Origin of the sequence: Nocardia panacis (genome assembly GCF_003598715.1) — a bacterium.
GTDB classification, from domain to species: domain Bacteria; phylum Actinomycetota; class Actinomycetes; order Mycobacteriales; family Mycobacteriaceae; genus Nocardia; species Nocardia panacis.
The window spans coordinates 21,368-38,600 of the sequence record NZ_QZFU01000002.1 but is presented as its reverse complement, the minus strand read 5'-3'; the positions used below and the strand labels follow the sequence as shown (position 1 = coordinate 38,600).

Annotated in this window: 19 protein-coding genes; 8 read left to right on the top strand and 11 right to left on the bottom strand. The window is 68.6% G+C overall.

Features of this window, described 5'->3' with window-relative positions; genetic code table 11:
* From D5S18_RS00210 to D5S18_RS00185, 6 genes are all read left to right on the top strand, one after another.
* The coding region (locus D5S18_RS00210) for a peptidase dimerization domain-containing protein (RefSeq protein ID WP_120036725.1) at nt 1-584 on the top strand (584 nt) is incomplete at its 5' end.
* A gap of 55 nt (nt 585-639) precedes the next feature.
* Entirely contained in the window at nt 640-1,449 is an 810-nt protein-coding gene (locus tag D5S18_RS00205) for an LOG family protein (protein ID WP_120036713.1), read from the top strand.
* On the top strand, nt 1,443-1,994 hold the full coding sequence (locus tag D5S18_RS00200) for an LOG family protein (RefSeq protein ID WP_120036711.1): 552 nt from the start codon (nt 1,443-1,445) through the stop codon (nt 1,992-1,994). The genes D5S18_RS00205 and D5S18_RS00200 overlap by 7 nt, the downstream gene beginning before the upstream one ends.
* A 13-nt stretch (nt 1,995-2,007) precedes the next feature.
* Nucleotides 2,008-3,777, top strand: a complete 1,770-nt coding sequence (locus D5S18_RS00195; protein WP_120036709.1) for a long-chain-acyl-CoA synthetase — start codon at nt 2,008-2,010, stop codon at nt 3,775-3,777.
* Nucleotides 3,774-4,760, top strand: a complete 987-nt coding sequence (gene folP / locus D5S18_RS00190) for a dihydropteroate synthase (RefSeq protein WP_439651058.1) — start codon at nt 3,774-3,776, stop codon at nt 4,758-4,760. The genes D5S18_RS00195 and folP overlap by 4 nt, the downstream gene beginning before the upstream one ends.
* The gene (locus D5S18_RS00185; RefSeq protein WP_120036705.1) at nt 4,757-5,668 is read left to right on the top strand and encodes a glucosyl-3-phosphoglycerate synthase; all 912 of its coding nucleotides are present in this window, start codon (nt 4,757-4,759) and stop codon (nt 5,666-5,668) included. The genes folP and D5S18_RS00185 overlap by 4 nt, the downstream gene beginning before the upstream one ends.
* 10 nt (nt 5,669-5,678) lie before the next feature.
* Here D5S18_RS00185 and D5S18_RS00180 read toward each other — a convergent pair whose 3' ends face one another.
* From D5S18_RS00180 to sigE, 8 genes are all read right to left on the bottom strand, one after another.
* Nucleotides 5,679-6,755, bottom strand: a complete 1,077-nt coding sequence (locus D5S18_RS00180; protein ID WP_120036703.1) for an XdhC family protein — start codon at nt 6,753-6,755, stop codon at nt 5,679-5,681.
* 136 nt (nt 6,756-6,891) lie between these two features.
* Nucleotides 6,892-7,221 (bottom strand): hypothetical protein, encoded by a 330-nt coding sequence (locus D5S18_RS00175; RefSeq protein WP_120036701.1) that lies wholly within the window; start codon nt 7,219-7,221, stop codon nt 6,892-6,894.
* Nucleotides 7,218-7,790 carry a hypothetical protein gene (locus D5S18_RS00170; RefSeq protein ID WP_120036699.1) on the bottom strand — a complete coding sequence of 191 codons (573 nt, stop codon included), beginning with the start codon at nt 7,788-7,790 and terminating at the stop codon, nt 7,218-7,220. Before D5S18_RS00170 ends, D5S18_RS00175 begins: the two co-directional genes overlap by 4 nt.
* 165 nt (nt 7,791-7,955) lie before the next feature.
* Nucleotides 7,956-8,813, bottom strand: a complete 858-nt coding sequence (locus D5S18_RS00165) for a hypothetical protein (RefSeq protein ID WP_120036697.1) — start codon at nt 8,811-8,813, stop codon at nt 7,956-7,958.
* Between the two features lie 64 nt (nt 8,814-8,877).
* Nucleotides 8,878-9,297, bottom strand: a complete 420-nt coding sequence (gene tatB, locus D5S18_RS00160) for a Sec-independent protein translocase protein TatB (protein WP_120036695.1) — start codon at nt 9,295-9,297, stop codon at nt 8,878-8,880.
* A 33-nt stretch (nt 9,298-9,330) separates the two neighbouring features.
* Nucleotides 9,331-10,890, bottom strand: a complete 1,560-nt coding sequence (locus D5S18_RS00155; RefSeq protein WP_120036693.1) for a S1C family serine protease — start codon at nt 10,888-10,890, stop codon at nt 9,331-9,333.
* Nucleotides 10,891-10,900: 10 nt separating this feature from the next.
* On the bottom strand, nt 10,901-11,287 hold the full coding sequence (locus D5S18_RS00150) for a zf-HC2 domain-containing protein (RefSeq protein ID WP_120036723.1): 387 nt from the start codon (nt 11,285-11,287) through the stop codon (nt 10,901-10,903).
* 78 nt (nt 11,288-11,365) lie between these two features.
* Nucleotides 11,366-11,962: an RNA polymerase sigma factor SigE gene (sigE, locus tag D5S18_RS00145; protein ID WP_120036721.1), complete on the bottom strand. Its 597-nt coding sequence runs from the start codon at nt 11,960-11,962 to the stop codon at nt 11,366-11,368.
* Between the two features lie 531 nt (nt 11,963-12,493).
* Here sigE and D5S18_RS00140 point away from each other — a divergent pair.
* On the top strand, nt 12,494-13,180 hold the full coding sequence (locus D5S18_RS00140; RefSeq protein WP_239003433.1) for an O-methyltransferase: 687 nt from the start codon (nt 12,494-12,496) through the stop codon (nt 13,178-13,180).
* Nucleotides 13,181-13,325: 145 nt separating this feature from the next.
* Here the strand turns inward: D5S18_RS00140 and glgC are convergent, their stop codons facing one another.
* Nucleotides 13,326-14,540, bottom strand: a complete 1,215-nt coding sequence (gene glgC / locus D5S18_RS00135) for a glucose-1-phosphate adenylyltransferase (protein ID WP_120036689.1) — start codon at nt 14,538-14,540, stop codon at nt 13,326-13,328.
* A gap of 330 nt (nt 14,541-14,870) precedes the next feature.
* Here glgC and glgA point away from each other — a divergent pair, with 330 nt between their 5' ends.
* Complete coding sequence (gene glgA, locus D5S18_RS00125) at nt 14,871-16,040, top strand: glycogen synthase (protein ID WP_120036685.1); 1,170 nt, start codon at nt 14,871-14,873, stop codon at nt 16,038-16,040.
* A 147-nt stretch (nt 16,041-16,187) separates the two neighbouring features.
* On the opposite strand, the gene D5S18_RS00120 is transcribed toward glgA, so the two are convergent.
* Both D5S18_RS00120 and D5S18_RS00115 read right to left on the bottom strand, forming a co-directional pair.
* Nucleotides 16,188-17,033 carry a putative RNA methyltransferase gene (locus tag D5S18_RS00120; protein WP_120036683.1) on the bottom strand — a complete coding sequence of 282 codons (846 nt, stop codon included), beginning with the start codon at nt 17,031-17,033 and terminating at the stop codon, nt 16,188-16,190.
* A complete protein-coding gene (locus D5S18_RS00115; RefSeq protein ID WP_120036681.1) occupies nt 17,034-17,201 on the bottom strand; it encodes a DUF3117 domain-containing protein in 168 nt (55 codons plus the stop codon).
* Nucleotides 17,202-17,233: the final 32 nt, after the last annotated feature.

The window sequence follows — 17,233 nt, the reverse complement described above, 5'->3', positions numbered from 1 at the left end:
TGCGGGCCAGGCTCACCACCTCCGGTGTGCGCGCGCATTCGGCGCGAGCGTGGCTGGGGGACAACGCGATCCATCGTCTCGCCCCGATCCTGCGGCGGCTGAGCGACTATCGGGCGCGCGAAGTGGAGATCGACGGTTGCCGCTACCGCGAGGGCCTTTCGGCGGTGCGGGTATCGGGCGGGGTCGCGGGCAATGTGGTGCCCGACAGCGCGGAGGTGGACGTGAATTTCCGCTTCGCTCCCGATCGCACCGTGGAGGAGGCCCTCGCGCATGTGCGGGAGGTATTCGACGGTCTGGCAGTGGATTTCGCGCTTACCGATGCCGCGCCCGGCGCGCTGCCCGGACTCGCGGCGCCGGTCGCGAAGGATCTGCTCGCCTCGGTGCACCGCCACGGCGGTGGTGGTGTGCGCGCCAAATACGGCTGGACCGATGTCTCGCGTTTCGCGGCCAGGGGTATTCCGGCGGTGAACTTCGGTCCGGGTGATCCCAATATGGCGCACAAGCGTGATGAGCACCTCCCCGTCGCTCAGATCACCGCCGTCACGGCCATGCTGCGCGGTTATCTGACCGGGAACTCCCATTGATGCGGGCCTGCGGCGCAGGCTCCGCCGCGATGCGCTGACCGGTAGCGTGAGTGCCATGTCCACCGACGCCGCCGACCACCGGGATCCCGGTACGCCGAAATCCACCCCCAAATTCCGCGGCCCCATCATGTTCCGCCGCGACCGCAAGGAGGGTCTGGGCACCTCGGATCAGAATCTGCTCGACAAACACGGTCCGAGCGATTGGGTGCACACCGACCCGTGGCGGGTGCTGCGCATTCAGGCCGAATTCGTCGAGGGTTTCGGCGCTTTGGCGGAGGTGCCGCGCGCGGTCGCGGTCTTCGGTTCGGCGCGCACACCGCAGGATCATCCGGAGTACCTGGCGGGCATGGCCATCGGCGCCGCGCTGGCGCGCGCCGGTTTCGCGGTGATCACCGGCGGTGGACCGGGTGCGATGGAGGCGGTCAATCGCGGTGCGAGCGAGGCGGGCGGCTATTCGATCGGACTCGGTATCGAATTGCCCTTCGAGCAGAGCCTCAACGAGTGGGTCGATCTCGGTATCAACTTCCGCTATTTCTTCGCCCGCAAGACCATGTTCGTCAAATATTCACAGGCATTCGTTTGTCTACCGGGTGGATTCGGCACCCTCGACGAATTGTTCGAGGCGCTCACCCTGGTGCAGACCCGCAAGATCACCCGGTTCCCCATCATTTTGTTCGGCACGAAATACTGGGCCGGGCTGGTGGATTGGTTGCGCGATTCGCTGGGCGGATCGGGCAAGATCGCACCGGGTGATCTCGGATTGCTGCATGTGACCGACAGTGTGGACGAAATCGTGGAAATCGTCTCGGGCGCGGCCGAAGCCGGCGCCGCGCCGGACGCCCTAGGGACGGAGGATGAATGGTGAGCGAGCCCTATGCGGTGTGTGTCTATTGCTCGTCGGGGACGACCGAGCCGGAGTTGATCGCGCTGGCCGCTCGGGTCGGCACCGAGATCGCGCGGCGCGGTTGGCATCTGGTGTCCGGCGGCGGGCACGTATCGATGATGGGCGCGGTCGCCACGGCGACGCGGGCCGCGGGCGGACACACCGTCGGCGTCATCCCGAAACATCTGGTGCACAAGGAGGTGGCCGATGTCGACTCCGACGAACTGCTGGTCACCGACACCATGCGCCAGCGCAAACAGCTCATGGAGGAGCGTTCGAGCGCCTTCCTGACCCTGCCCGGCGGGATCGGCACCCTCGAGGAGCTGTTCGAGACCTGGACCGGCGGCTACCTCGGCGAGCACGACAAGCCGGTGGTGGTGCTCGATCCGGACGGCTACTACGGCGGGCTGTTCGCCTGGCTGAACGAACTGCACGAGCGCGGGGTCATCCCGCGCCAGGCGATGGATCGGATCACCGTCGTCGGCGATCTGGCGGCGGCGTTCGAGGCACTCAAACCCGGTTTCTGAGGAGGCAGCCCAGGTGCGCACCGACGCCCGCTCGATGGTGAGCTTGTTCGACCTCGTTCGTGCTCTGCCCGCGATGGTTGTCGATGCCCCCCGCATGGTGCGCAACGCCGCCGGACTGCTGGTGCGGCCGGGCGATAAATCCTCGGTCGGACTGTTCTTCCAGCGCAACGCGCACACCCATCCGGAGCGCACCTTCCTGCGCTTCGAGGGTGCGAGCTGGACCTACCGGCAGGCCAATGCCGAGGTCAACCGGTATGCCGTCGTCCTTGCCGGGCGCGGGGTGCGGCGCGGCGACGTGGTGGGCGTGCTCATGACCAACCGCCCCGAGACGCTGTTCGTCGCGCTGGCGGTGGTCAAACTCGGCGCCACCGTCGGTCTGCTCAACCATCACCAGCGCGATCGGGTGCTCGCGCACAGCTTCGGCTTGCTGCGCAGTGTGCTCAACGTGGTCGGCGAGGAATGCGACGCGGCGTTGGCCTCCCTGCCCGAACAACCCGAGAACCTGCTCTACACCGCCGAACTCGCCGCGGCCGCGCGCACCGCGCCCGATACCGATCCGCCGGTGTGCGCGCAGGTCACGGCGGGGGAGCGCGCGTTGCTCATCTTCACCTCGGGCACCACCGGCCTGCCCAAGGCCAGCGTCATGACCCACCTGCGCTGGACCAAGAGCATGGTCGGCCTCGGCGGACTCGGTGTGCGCCTGCGCGGCGCGGACACGCTCTACTGCTGTCTGCCGCTCTATCACAACAACGCCCTCACGGTGGCGCTTTCCTCGGTGCTCTGCGCGGGCGCGAGTCTCGCGCTCGGCCGCCAGTTCTCGGCCTCGCGATTCTGGGACGAGGTCATCCGCGAGCGGGCCACCGCCTTCATCTACATCGGCGAACTGTGCCGCTACCTGCTGAACCAACCGCCCAAACCCGCCGACCGACAGCATCGGGTGCGGCTGTGCGTCGGCAATGGCCTGCGGCCGGAATTGTGGGATGAGTTCAAACAGCGCTTCGGCATCGACCGCATTGTCGAGTTCTACGGTGCGAGCGAGGGCAATGTGGCCTTCATCAACGCCTTCGGGGTGGACCGCACGGCCGGATTCTGTCCGCTGCCGTACGCGATCGTCGCCTTCGACGAGGCGACGGGTAAGGCCGAACGCGGCCCGGACGGTCGGCTGCGGCGCGTCGGCCGCGGTGGGGTCGGGCTGCTGCTGTCCAAGGTCACCGGCCGCTCACCCTTCGACGGCTACACCGACGCCTCGGCCACCGAGGCCAAACTGGTCCGCGACGGCTTCGCCGCGGGCGATCTCTGGTTCGACACCGGCGACCTGGTGCGCAATCAGGGCCTGCGACATATCGCCTTCGTGGACCGGCTCGGCGACACCTTCCGCTGGAAGGGCGAGAATGTGGCCACCACCGAGGTCGAGGCCGCCTTGGACGCGGAGGAGTCCATCGAGCAGGCGGTGGTGTTCGGCGTCGACATTCCCGGTGCCGACGGCAAGGCGGGGATGGCGGCGGTGACACTGCGCCCCGGCGCGGAGTTCGACGGACGCGCACTGGCCGACCTGGTCTACGACCGGCTGCCCGGCTACGCGGTGCCGCTGTTCGTCCGCGTCGTCCCGGAGTTGGCCCAGACCTCCACCTTCAAGAGCCGCAAGGTGGAACTGCGCAAACAGGGGCACGCGACCGTCGCGGACAGCACGCTGTACGTCCTGTCCGGCCGCGCCGAGGGCTACGTGCCCGCCTACGACGGTTACGCCGCCGAGGTCGCCGAGGGCCGCGCCCCGCGAAACTGACCGCGGCGCCTCCGAAATCGAATATCGGCGCGGCCGGTGCTCCCACACCGCGCACGCCGACCGCGCGCGGGCGCTACACCGCTCGGTACAGTCGAGACATGTTCAGCACCGCCGCCGCGCCGCTCCCGACACTGTGCGGCAAGCCGGTGGCGACAGACCGGGCGCTGGTCATGGCGATCGTCAACCGCACCCCCGACTCCTTCTACGATAGGGGCGCGACATTCACCGATGCCGCCGCGATGGCGGCGGTGGCCCGCGCCGTCGACGAGGGCGCGGACCTGGTGGATATCGGCGGCGTCAAAGCCGGACCCGGCGCCGAGGTCGACGCGGACGAGGAGTCCGCGCGGGTCATCCCCTTCGTCGCCGCCATCCGGGCGAAATATCCGGACCTGCTGATCAGCATCGACACCTGGCGCGCCGAGGTGGCGCGGGCCGCCGTCGCCGCGGGCGCCGATCTCATCAACGACACCTGGGCCGGGGCCGATCCCGATCTGGCACTAGTCGCCGCCGAATGCGGTGCGGGTCTGGTGTGCAGTCACACCGGTGGCGCGATCCCGCGCACCCGCCCGAACCGCGTCCGCTATGCCGATGTGCTGGGCGAGGTCACCGCCACCGTTGTCGCGGCGGCCGAGGCCGCCGCCGCGGCCGGGGTGCGCCGCGACGGCATCCTGATCGACCCGACCCACGATTTCGGCAAGAACACCCATCACGGCCTGGCTTTATTGCGCGGAGTGGACGTTCTCGTAAATACCGGATGGCCGGTCTTGATGGCGCTCAGCAATAAGGATTTCATCGGGGAGACACTAGGAGTCGGTCTGTCCGAACGGTTGGAGGGCACATTGGCAGCGACAGCTTGGTCGGCGGCGGCGGGCGCGCGGATCTTCCGGGTCCACGAGGTCGCCGCGACCCGGCGCGTCGTGGATATGGTCGCCGCCATCCAGGGCATCCGACCACCCGCGCGAACCCTGCGAGGTCTGGCATGACAACCGTCGAAACCTGGGACAACCCCGACTGGGCGATCGGTGAGCTGGTGGCCGCCAAGGCGGGGCGCACCATCTCGGTGGTGCTGCCCGCGCTCAACGAACAGGACACCGTCGCCACGGTGGTGGCCAGTATCCGCCCGCTGCTCGGCACACTGGTCGACGAACTCATCGTGCTCGACTCCGGATCCACCGACGCCACCGCCGAGCGCGCCCGCGCCGCCGGGGCCGAGGTGATCAGCCGCGAACAGGCACTGCCCGAACTCGATCCGGTGCCGGGCAAGGGCGAGGCGCTGTGGCGCTCGCTGGCCGTGGCGGGCGGCGACCTCATCGCCTTCGTCGACTCCGATCTCATCGATCCCGATCCCGCCTTCGTGCCGCGCCTGCTCGGCCCGCTGCTGACCACTCCGGATATGCATCTGGTCAAGGCGTACTACCGTCGTCCGCTGCGGCAGGCGGGCGCCGTCGACGCGCACGGCGGCGGCCGCGTCACCGAACTGGTGGCCCGCCCGCTGCTCGCGGCGCTGCGCCCGGAACTGTCCCAGGTGCTCCAGCCGCTCAGCGGCGAATACGCGGGCACCCGCGACCTGCTCACCTCGGTTCCCTTCGCCCCCGGTTACGGCGTCGAGATCGGGCTGCTGCTCGATACTTTCGACCAGTTCGGGCTGTCCGCCATCGGTCAGGTCAATCTCGGCGTGCGCGCCCACCGCAATCGTCCACTCGCCGATCTCGGTGTCATGAGCCGCCAGATCCTCGGCACCGCCCTCGGCCGTAGCGGCGTCCCCGACTCGGGCGCCGCCCTCACCCAATTCCCTTTGATCGGCGACGCTTTCACCCCGCACCACACCGAGGTATCCCTGGCGGATCGCCCGCCCATGAACACCCTGCGCCCGTCCCGCGTCGCGGCGTAGGTTTCGCGAATCAGTGGTGGATCGGCCCCTCGGTCTTGGAAAGAGGACGGCCGGTGGCCTGCTCTCGCTCCGAGAGTAGCTGTGCCGCAATGGAAATCGCTGTCTCATCCGGTGTGCGGGCGTTGAGGTCGATACCGACCGGGCTGTGCAGACGGCGCAATTCGGCCTCGGAGAGACCGGCCTCGCGCAGGTGCGCCATGCGTTCGATGTGGGTGCGGCGGGAGCCGAGCGCGCCGAGGAAACCGAGACTCGGCAGCCGAAGCGCGGTGACAATGAACGGGATATCGAATTTGATGTCGTGGGTGAGGACCAGAACTACGGTGCGCTCATCGATGCGGCCCGCGGCGGCCTCGGCGGCGAGATAACGGTGCGGCCAGTCCACCACCACCTCGTGCGCGGCCGGGAAACGCGCCGGGGTGGTGAAGGTTTCGCGGGCGTCCACCACCGTCACCCGATAGCCGAGTTGGCGGCCGACGCGGCTCAATGCCCGCACGAAATCATTGGCTCCGGCCAGGATCATGCGCGCCGGTCGCGCGAAGACCTGGACGAAGGCCCGCGGCCGCGGATCGCGCTCGGCCGCACATTCCTGCGCGCCGACCAGTCCGCTGCGTCCCGCCGCCAGCAGCGCCCGCGCATCGCGGTCGACACCGTGCCACGGCGCGTCCACGTCGCAGCGCAGCAGCGTCCACTCATTGCGCGCGTCGAAGGTGCTCACCAGCGCCACCGGCCGCCCGGCCGCCACCTCCGCGCACAGCGCCAGCAGCAGCGGAAGCCGCCGCGCATCGACCCGCTCGACCCCGACCTCCATCTCCCCGCCGCAGGTCAGCCCGATCGCGAAACCCGCCCCGTCGGCATATCCGAACCGATCCAGCACCGGCGGCCCGCCCGCGAGCACTCCCCGCGCCGATTCGACCACCGCCGATTCCACACAGCCACCCGACAGCGAGCCGACGACCCGCCCATCGGCCGACACCACCATCGCCGCACCCAATTCGCGCGGCCCAGCCCCCGTCGCGTCGATGATGCGAGCCAGCGCGACCGGCCCTTCGGAGATCAGCGATATGAGTTCATCGAGCAGCGCGCGCACGGCACGGTCCTTTCCCGATCCCTTCCAGCGTAGTGATTCGGGTCGGTGGTCGGCCGCTCGAAAGCCGTTCGTGTCGCCCGACTCGGCAGGACCAGGCCCGCCGTCGGATCGAACTGCCCGCGTCGCGAGTGTCGGATCAGGCGGCGGCGTCGCCTCGGCCGTGACGACCGTTGTCGCTGCTGCGTTGGGGGGCTTGGTCGCTGCTTTGTTCGGCGGCCTCACCGCTGTGATGCTGAGCGGCTTCGCCGCTGTGCCCGTGTTGAGCGGCTTCGCCGCTGTGCCGACCTTCCGTCTCGACAGCAGCGGGTTCGGCATCGCGCCGAGCCGCGTCCTCGGCGGCCAATCGGGCCTGAATATCGGAGACCCGCAGGAAATCCGCGTCGGCATTGCGGCGGAGCACGCCGATGACGATGGCGACCACACCGGCCACCAGGACGACTCCGCCAACGATGAGCAGCAGGGTCATCGCAGCACCCACTCGCGGCGGGTCAGATCCAGGGGGACCTCGCCGGTGCGGTAGTAGGTGGTGAAGATCTCGGCCGCCTGTTCGGCGGTGAACACCTCGTCCGGATACACCTCGACCGGGCGCTGTCCGGGTTCGGCGCAGATGTGGACGGTGGGTGCGTCGGAATGGAGGGAACCGCTGCCGAGCAGGCACTGGTAGGGGTGTCCGTCGACGGTGGTGCGCAACTCGAGGATGAGTCCGTCGACCGAACCCATGCAGTGCAGATAGTCGGTGCCGCGATCGGTGATCGGGGTGGTCGGGATATCGCGCGAACGCATGGGCGCGGGCAGGCGGGTCATGCACAGCGAGTACCGGTCGTGGCCGTCGAGTCGGCGCAGCGGGCGCAGGAAGTTCTGCACGGTCTCGCTCGGTCCGATGAAGACCTTGAGTCGGTCGCTGTAGGTGACGCGATGGGTGGTGATCATGGGGGTGTCGGACGGGAGATCGCCGGTGACGGTGCCGAACTCGGGAACCTCGGGTCGCTCGGGTGCGCGGAACGCGCGGTCATGGGCTGTCGACGACGAATACAAGACTCCACCTACTCACGTTCAGCAAATCTAGAGCTACTTCAGCATTCCGGCTGAAGCGCTCCCAGTGCAAGCGCGGCCCGCACCCCGTTATCGTACCGTTATGCCGGAATCGTCGCCTAAAACTGCACGTCACACCCGTGAAACACGGATGAAACAAACGCGCGGTCAGCGGCGGGGGCGCAGGGCGGTGCGCGCGTCGACCAGATCGTGTCGATACACCGGGGTCAGCAGATCAGTGTCCACCGGTTCGCCGGAATTGCGGTCGTAGCGCACCGCGATCAGCACCGAGAACAGGTGGTTGGCGGCCCGCTCGTGCAGCGTGGCCAGGCGGGTGGCCAGCAGGCGGATCGCACCGAGCGATCCGGGCGGATGCAGGCCATCGATGAGCAGGACGGTGCCGCGGCCATCCGGACGCGGCAGCCGCGCCAGATAGGCGATATCGTGCGGATCCGGACCGGCGGGCCGATACACCCGGCGGGCCGCCCTGTCCTCGATGCCGCGCCGCACATCCCCGGCCCTGGCCACCGCGCGCCGCAACCTGGGATCGGCCACGATCAACTGACGCAGACTCGGCGAGAGCTCGGGACCGCCGAGCACGATCAACCCGTCCCGATTCAGATCCACCGGGCGGCCCGGCAGGAAATGTTCGGTGCCGACCGTGAAACCCAATTCGCGTAGCAGCTCCACCAGGCGCGGGGCCGCCGTGGGATCCGGAGCGCCGATCGTGCGACCCGCCCGTGCCTCCGGCGCGACGACGGTCAGCGCGCCGTGCCCGAAGAACAGTCCCTCCGGTGCGGGACCCTGGGTGCTCACCTGGTGGATCCGGGCGCGCGATAGGCCCGCCGCCGCGCCGATCCGCGCGAAAGTCCAACCCTCCGCGTGTAGTTCGCGGATCACCGCTCGCCTGATCCGGGTGAGCTCGTTGATGGTCTGCTGGGCCGCCGCCACCCCCTCGGTGGCCGCTTTCAGTCGCTCGACCTTGTCCTCGATCGCGAAAACCCGCGCCACGTCATCGGCCGACATGTGCGAAGTCTAGACAGCTCGACACCCGCATGCGTCTAGCCCAGTTGACGAAAGGCGTGGAAGCTCAGGTCGCGTCGGTATCGATCGGCGGACGTTCGTTGCGCTCCAACGGTTTCTGCGGGGTGGGCATCGGATACTGCTGCGCCGCACCGGGACCGCCGCCATAGACGTCGGAATGGTTGGGCAACTGGCTCTCCAGATCGCGCAGCAGCGAATCATCGCCGTTGAGAAGGTGTTTGGTCACCATGGTGCGCGGATTCATACTGCGCAGTTCGTTCAGGTCGGCCAGCGGCTTGCGCAGATCCTCGAATTCGGGGCCGAGTTCCTGCTTGAGCTGCGTGGTCGCCCCGCTCGCGTAGTCGCGCACCTGGCGCAGGGAACGCGTGGTCCAGCGCACCGCGCCGGGCAGGCGCTCGGGGCCGAGGATGACGAGGGCGGCGATGAGCAGGATCATCATCTCGCTCCAGCCGATATTGCTGAACACGGATCCAGGCTACCCGGACCGACCCGGCCCGGTTCAGTCGGATTCGAGCGTGACCGGCACGTCTACCTGGCGGCCATCGCGGATCAACTGCACATTCACCGTCTCGCCGATCTTGCGCGCCTGCACCGCGACCGTGAGTTCCTCGGGGCTGGTGACCTCCCGATCGCCCACCTTCACGATGACATCGCCCTCGGCGATACCCACCTTGGCCGCCGGACTGCCCGGCGACACATCGGCCACCGCGGCCCCGCTCATGACATCATTGGCGACCGCCTTGGAGCGGGCGCTGATACCGATCATCGCGTGGTGCATCTGCCCGCTGCGGATCAGTGTCTGCGCCACCTCGGTGGCCACATCCACCGGAATCGCGAAACCGAGGCCGACCGAACCGCCGGTCTCGCTGCGAATGGCGGAATTGATACCGATCAGTCGACCTTCCAGATCCACCAGCGCGCCACCGGAATTGCCCGGATTGATGGAGGCGTCGGTCTGCACCGCGTCGATCACCGCATTGGTATCGCTGCCCTCCCCGGACAGTTTGACCGGACGGTGCAGGGCGCTGACGATGCCCGAGGTGACGGTCTTGCTCAGACCCAGCGGTGAGCCCAGCGCGATCACATCGTCGCCGACCTGCACATCCCCGGATTTGGCCAACTGGATGACGGTCAGATTCTTGACCTCGACCTTGATGACGGCCAAGTCCGTCTTCGGGTCGCGGCCCACGATATGCGCGGGGGTCTTGGCGCCATCGGAGAAGACCACCTGGATCAAGGCTTTACCGGTCTTGTCCTGGGCGGCCATCGAGACCACATGATTGTTGGTGACGATATAGCCCGCACCGTCGATGACCACGCCCGAACCGGTCGCGCCATTCTCGCCGACAGTGGTGCGGATGGTGACCACCGAGGGCTGGACCGCGTTGGCCACCTTGACGATCTGGTTGTGCGGACGCTCCTGCCCGCCGTCCTGCGAGAGGGTGACCTTGCGCGAGGTGAAGGTATTGCCGGGCTCCGCCGTCAACCGGCCGACCAGCCCACCCACCAGGCCGAGCGCCAGCGCCAAGACCGCCAGCAGCGCCAGCGCCTTGGGCGCGACCCGCGAACCGAACAGCACCTCCCGCGCGGACAACTTGTGCGCCGAGGGCAATTCCCCCTGGCGCGGCGTCGGCACGGCGGGCGCGCCCAACCGCGCCGCCGACTCCGGATCGCGCCACGGATCGGCCGGGGTCGCGGCGGCGGCACTGGAATCGAGTGCGTCGGGATCGCGCTGCAACAGTTCGGTGGAACCCTCGGGGCGGCGGAACGCCTCGGCCAGCACCGCATCCGGCGGGCCGCTGACCACCTGCGTCGACGCGGCGGGCCGCGAACCATTGGCACTGGGCGACCGGTCGGCGAACGAACCGGCCTGACCCGACGGGCGACGGAACGCGCGCGCCGTATGGGTGTCGACATGCGGTCGATAGACCGGGCGCGGCCCAAGAACGGGAGCGTCGGGCGGCCTCAGGTTCCCCCTGTCGGCCCCCGAATCCGCGTGGCCGTTCCGGACGCCGTCCGGGGTTTCGGCCGATCCGCTATTCGTCGATTCGGTGCTCACGCGCCAAACTCTACTTGCGCCACCAGTTGGTCCACCGGGTCGCGGTGAAGGATTCGCTCAGAAAGCTGAAAACCGCGTCATTGCGCGGATTCTCGCGTCCGGTCTCGGCCGCCGCGCTGGCTCCGCCGGGCAGTTCGGCCAGCGGGATGCGGGTCAGGCTGTCGTGCAGGCTGGTGGGCACCGCGACCTGGGCGGCCCGGCGCAGCGCGATGCGGGCCTGCTGCTGGGCCTCGACCTCGGCCGCGCATTCCGGGCACTGCGAAAGATGCTGGGCGGCGCGCAGGTAAGCGTTCATCCGCAGTTCGCCGTCCACGTAGGCCGCGATCGCCTCGCTGGCCAGATGTTCGGTGGGGCGGAAGCGCGGACGACGACCGGACGTGCTGAAGTCGCCACTCATTCGGTGCTCACCCTTCCAACCGACCTGATCCACTGTCTTCGTCGCCGCCGGGAACCCGACGACCGACCGACACTAGCCTCAGTGCTCGTCCAGACCGGAAACCGCTGTGGCGAAGCGCTGCTCAACTCCATTATGCGCAAGGTAGTCGCGCAGCGCTTGGCGGCCGCGGTGGATCCGGCTGCGCACGGTGCCGAGTTTGACCCCGAGCGTGGCCCCGATCTCCTCGTAGGACAAACCTTCGATATCGCAGAGCACCACCGCGGCGCGGAACTCCGGCGCGAGCGAGTCCAGTGCCGATTGCAGGTCCGGATCCAGGCGGGCGTCGTGATAGGCCTGCTCGGGGCCGGGACCTTCGGCGGGCACCCGGTCGTAGTCCTCGGGGAGGGCTTCCATCCGGATCCGATTGCGTCGCCGCACCATATCCAGGAACAGATTGGTGGTGATGCGATGCAACCAGCCCTCGAAGGTGCCCGGCTGGTAGTTCGACAGGGACCGGAACACCCGGATGAACGTCTCCTGGGTGAGATCCTCGGCGTCCTGCGCGTCGCCGGACAGACGGTAGGCCAACCGGTAGACCCGGTCGGCGTGTTCGCGGACCAGCTCGTCCCAGGTGGGCATGACCGCCCTGTCGCCCGTGGCGTCGAAGGCCGCGGTGCCGGTCAGCTCGTCCTCCATCGCGCCCGCCGCATCCGGGAGGGCCGGGTTCGTCACGGCGGGGTTGGGCAGGGTGGCGTATTCGTGTGCCGCATCGACCATGTGGATGGGGCTACCTCCTACTCGGGACCGTCGCGGCCGAACATGACCGCGGTTCGGATCGACGAACCACCGTCGTACGGGAGTCAACGACATGTCCTATGGCGTTGTTCCCGCGTTCGACCCGTATCGGTCGACTGGTCTTGCGTTGTGCCAACTCTTTCCTGTCCCGATATGGCCGGGATATGGAGATCCTGAGGGACACCTGAGAATTCCGATGCCGCCACCGGGAACATCGCCGCGACGCCGGAATTCGTAACCTCACGTTGCCCAATCGTGCTGTGCGCGGCAACCGATTTTCCGGGGTTGCCCGTCGGCTGCCGGGAGGTCCGAACCGGTTTCCGCCGCCGCGGCACACCGGTCGTCGCGACATTCCCGCGCACGACCGGCGGAGCTGATTACCGCCCGTACGCCGCCGCTGCCCCAGGGCCTGCCTCCGCATTCGCTCCGGCCATGCGGGGTGTTTTCGGACCGGCTTCGCCGGCTGCGCCCATTAGGCTTCTAGGCGTGGCATCGAATCTGGAGCGGAACCTCGCCTATGTGGAGGAGTCCGTGATCGAGGACGAGATCCTGGTCGGCGCGCGCGAGCGGGCCACCGAACTGGGCGCGGCCCCGGTGCCGCCGTCGGTCGGTGCGCTGCTGAGCATGTACGCCCAGCTCGTCGGCGCGCGGGCGGTGGTCGAGGTGGGCACCGGAGCGGGGATCAGCGGGCTGTGGCTGCTCGACGGTATGCGCGAGGACGGCACCCTGACCACGATCGACTCCGAACCGGAGCATCAGCGCGCGGCCAAGGAGGCATTCCGCACCGCCGATATCCCGCCCGCCCGCACCCGCCTGATCAACGGTCGCGCCCTCGATGTGCTGCCCCGCCTCGCCGACGGCGCCTACGACCTGGTCTTCATCGATGCCGCGCCGCTCGAACATCCGCAGTATGTGCAGCAGGCGGTGCGGCTGCTGCGCGAGGGCGGCGCGATCCTGCTGTACAACGCTCTGCTCGGTGGGCGCGTTCCCGATGGCGCCCAGCGCGATCCGGCCACCATGGCGGTGCGCGCCGCCACCCGCGCCATCGCCGAGGATCCGGGCCTGACCAGCGTGCTCATTCCGGTCGGCGACGGACTGCTCTGCGCCGCACGCGGTTAGGCCCCGCATCGGAAAATCTCCGAAATTCTCGGATCGAGCACCGCCGTTGCCGGAAGTATGCCGAAACCGCGCACGATCACCGAAAGCGTGCTTTGGAAACGAAGTACGGCGGCATCCGCATCATTCCGATCGAAAACTCGGGTGATTAGACCCACACGCCTTTTCCGACGGTGACCACGCCGCCATTGCTCACCGCGAAGCGCTCCCGATCGCGCCCCCGGTCGACGCCGATGATCTCGCCCGTGCCGACCACCACGTTCTTGTCCAGAATTGCGTGACGCACCACCGCCCCGCGTCCGATTCGCACACCGGGCATGAGGACACAGCCCTCCACCGTCGCGCCGTCGTCGACGAGCACATTGGCGCTGAGCACCGAATTGCGCACGGTGGCCGCGGACAAAATACTGCCCGCCCCGACAATGCACTCCTGGGCCAGCCCGCCCTGCGCGAATTTGGCGGGCGGCAGATTCTCCGCCGCGCCGCGAATCGGCCAGTGCCGGTTGTAGAGGTTGAACACCGGATGCACCGAGACCAGATCCATATGCGCCGCGTAGAAGGCGTCGATGGTCCCGACATCGCGCCAGTAGCCCCGGTCCCGATCGGTCGCGCCGGGCACGTCGTTGTCGGCGAAGTCGTAGACCCCGGCCTGCCCCTCGGTCACCAGCTTGGGGATGATGTCGCCGCCCATATCGTGATCGGAATCGGAATTGTCGGCGTCGGCCCGGATCGAATCCACCAGCACCTTGGTGGTGAAGACGTAATTGCCCATCGAGGCGAAGGTCATATTCGGATCGTCGGGGGTGCCCGGCGGATGGGCCGGCTTCTCCAGGAATTGGGTGATCCGGCCCGACTCATCGGTATCGATGCAGCCGAACGCGCTCGCCTCGCTGCGCGGCACCCGGATACCCGCCACCGTCACACCCGCGCCGGAGTCGATGTGATGCTGCACCATCTGCTCGGGATCCATCCGGTACACGTGGTCCGCGCCGAAGACGACGATGTAGTCCGGGTCCTCGTCGAAGATCAGGTTGAGCGACTGCATGATCGCGTCCGCGCTGCCGGTGTACCAGCGCGGTCCGAGCCGCTGCTGGGCCGGGACGGGAGTGATGTACTCGCCCGCGAAGCCGGACAGTCGCCAGGTCTGGGAGATGTGCCGGTCCAGCGAATGGGATTTGTACTGGGTCAGCACGCACAGCCGCAGATAGCCCGCGTTGACCAGATTGCTGAGGACGAAATCGATGAGCCGATAGGCCCCGCCGAACGGAACCGCGGGCTTGGCCCGGTCCGCGGTGAGTGGGAACAGGCGCTTGCCCTCGCCACCGGCGAGCACGATCCCGAGTACGTGCGGCTGGCTCCTCACACCTGCCAAACTACCGCGTGGTACTGGTGGGAGTGGCCCCTGACAGGGGGAACGTCTAACTTGAACCAAGTGAGTTCTGGCACCGGCGAAGGGGACGACACGGCGGCGCGAAACCGTCCGCCCGCCGCGCCAAACCTTGCCTCGGCGGTGACTCCGAGCCCGACGCGGGCGGTGACTCCGAGCCCGACACGGGCGGTGACTCCGAGCCCGACACGGGCGGTGACTCCGAGCCCGATTCGGGCCGCAGCTCCGAGCCCGGTCCGAGCTGTAACTCCGAGCCCGACGCAGGAGGTGACTCCGGACCCCTTGCGGGCGGCGACTCCCGAGCCTTTGCGGGTGGCCATGCTCACCAGGGAGTACCCGCCCGAGGTGTACGGCGGCGCGGGCGTGCACGTGACTCAATTGACCTCCCGGCTGCGCGCCCTGTGCGATGTCACGGTGCACTGCATGGGCGTCGCCCGCACCGATGCCGTGGTGCACCAACCCGATCCGTCGCTGTACGCCGCCAATGCGGCGCTCCAGATGATGTCGGCGCAGCTGCGGATGGCCGACGCGGCGGGCGATGTCGATGTGGTGCACTCCCACACCTGGTACACCGGCCTGGCCGGACATCTCGCCGCCACCCTGTACGGGATCCCGCACGTGCTCACCGCGCATTCGCTGGAACCGCATCGTCCGTGGAAAGCCGAGCAGCTCGGCGGCGGATATCGGCTCTCGTCCTGGTCGGAGCGCAATGCCGTGCAGTACGCCGACGCGATCATCGCCGTCAGCCGGGGCATGCGCCGCGATGTGCTCGACGCGTATCCGGCGCTGGATCCCGAGCGGGTGCACGTCATCCACAACGGGATCGATGCGGGCGTTTGGCATCCCGGCCCGCCGCGGCTGGGCTCGCGTCCCATCCTCACCCTGCTCGGGGTGCGGACGGATCGGCCGATCGCGGCCTTCGTCGGGCGGATTACCAGACAAAAGGGGGTCGGTCATCTGCTGGCCGCGGCCCGCGACTTCGATCCCGAGATCCAACTGGTGCTGTGCGCGGGCGCGCCCGACACCAGGGAGTTGGCCGACGAGGTGGCCGAGACGGTCGAGCGATTGCGGCAAGCCAGATCGGGCGTCTTCTGGGTGCAGGAAATGCTGCCCACCGAGGAGATTCGGCAAATACTCTCCGCCGCAACGGTTTTCGTCTGCCCGTCGGTATATGAGCCGCTCGGTATCGTGAATCTGGAGGCCATGGCCTGCGCGAGCGCGGTGATCGCCTCCGACGTGGGCGGCATCCCCGAGGTGGTCGCCGACGGCGAAACGGGCCGCCTGGTGCACTACGACCCGACCGACCCGCGCCGCTACGAAGCCGATCTGGCCGCCGCCGTCAACGCGGTCGCGGGCGATCCGGTATTGGCCGCCGAATACGGCGCGGCCGGGCGGGCCAGGGCCATCGCCGAATTCGACTGGTCGCGCATCGCCGAGCGCACGCTGGCGCTCTACCGCCGACTACGCGCCCGCTAGTCCCCAACCTGCCTGCGCTACGCCTCTCGCGCGCCGTAGTTCCGGACACGAGCGGCTCCGAAGCTCCCACATGAGTGGTCTCCGACGGCTACGGCGTCTGATACGCCCACCTCCGCCTTCGCTCAGGACATTGCGGTTCACCGACGGCTACGCCGGCCGCGTCCTATATGTCGCCACCGTGACCGAAGCGGTGACCGGCATCTGATCCGGCAACGCCGCGAGGGCGGCCTCGGTCGATCGCGCCGCGTGGAAGGCCGACGGACCCATCGCCACCACCTGCCCGACGGCGACGCGGTCCAACGACATCGAGTATTCGACCGTCTCCCGCTCGACCACGGCGAACCGGTCCGCCAGCGCGGCATCGAGTCTGCGCTCCTTGGCCGGATCCACCGTCACCAAATCCAGCGGGCCGATCAGCTCGCCCAGATGACGCGGTGTCGGCACCACCACGACGAACTGCCCGCCCGGTGTGAGCACCCTGGCGACCTCGGCCGGATTGCGCGGCGCGAAGACCGAGAGCACCGTACCGATCGACCCGTCCCGGATGGGCAGCCCGCGCCAGGCGTCGGCCAGCACGGACGCGGCGCGGGGATGGGCGCGGGCGGCGCGGCGGGCGGCGGGTTTGGCCACATCGATGGCCAGGCCGTCGGCATCCGGTGCGGCATCCAGCGCCTGCGCCAGGTAGTAGCCGGTGCCCGCGCCGACCTCCAGGACCGGGCCGGACGGATGCGTGCGCGCGACGGCGGCGGCGATCGGCGCGAAATGACCCGCGCCCTGAAAGGCGGCGCGCGCCTCGAGCATCGCGGCGGTATCGCCGGACATCTTGGTCGACGCACCGGTCAGCAGGCTGACATATCCCTGTCTGGCTATGTCGAAGCTGTGTCCGCGCGCGCAGCGCAGGACACCGGTGGGCACTTCGAATTCGGAGCCGCACTCCGGACAGGCCAGCAGGCCCGCCGCGGCAACCAGCGCCGACGTATCGGCAGTCGTCACTCAGGCGGTGACACGCGTCAATTCGTCGCCGAGGGCCGCGGCCTCCTCCGGCGTGAGTTCGACGACCAGACGCCCGCCACCCTCGAGTGGAACCCGCATCACGATTCCACGCCCTTCCTTGGTTGCCTCGAGGGGACCGTCCCCGGTGCGGGGCTTCATGGCCGCCATCCTCTGCTCCCTCCAGATCTGCGCGAGTTTCG

What these genes read in the sequence shown, in the direction of transcription:
- D5S18_RS00205 (WP_120036713.1), top strand. Translation starts at nt 640, where the DNA reads ATGTCCACCGACGCCGCCGACCACCGGGATCCCGGTACGCCGAAATCC.
- D5S18_RS00200 (WP_120036711.1), top strand. Translation starts at nt 1,443, where the DNA reads ATGGTGAGCGAGCCCTATGCGGTGTGTGTCTATTGCTCGTCGGGGACG.
- D5S18_RS00185 (WP_120036705.1), top strand. Translation starts at nt 4,757, where the DNA reads ATGACAACCGTCGAAACCTGGGACAACCCCGACTGGGCGATCGGTGAG.
- D5S18_RS00175 (WP_120036701.1), bottom strand. Translation starts at nt 7,221, where the DNA reads ATGACCCTGCTGCTCATCGTTGGCGGAGTCGTCCTGGTGGCCGGTGTG.
- D5S18_RS00165 (WP_120036697.1), bottom strand. Translation starts at nt 8,813, where the DNA reads ATGTCGGCCGATGACGTGGCGCGGGTTTTCGCGATCGAGGACAAGGTC.
- D5S18_RS00150 (WP_120036723.1), bottom strand. Translation starts at nt 11,287, where the DNA reads ATGAGTGGCGACTTCAGCACGTCCGGTCGTCGTCCGCGCTTCCGCCCC.
- sigE (WP_120036721.1), bottom strand. Translation starts at nt 11,962, where the DNA reads ATGGAGGACGAGCTGACCGGCACCGCGGCCTTCGACGCCACGGGCGAC.
- D5S18_RS00140 (WP_239003433.1), top strand. Translation starts at nt 12,494, where the DNA reads ATGCGGGGTGTTTTCGGACCGGCTTCGCCGGCTGCGCCCATTAGGCTT.
- D5S18_RS00115 (WP_120036681.1), bottom strand. Translation starts at nt 17,201, where the DNA reads ATGGCGGCCATGAAGCCCCGCACCGGGGACGGTCCCCTCGAGGCAACC.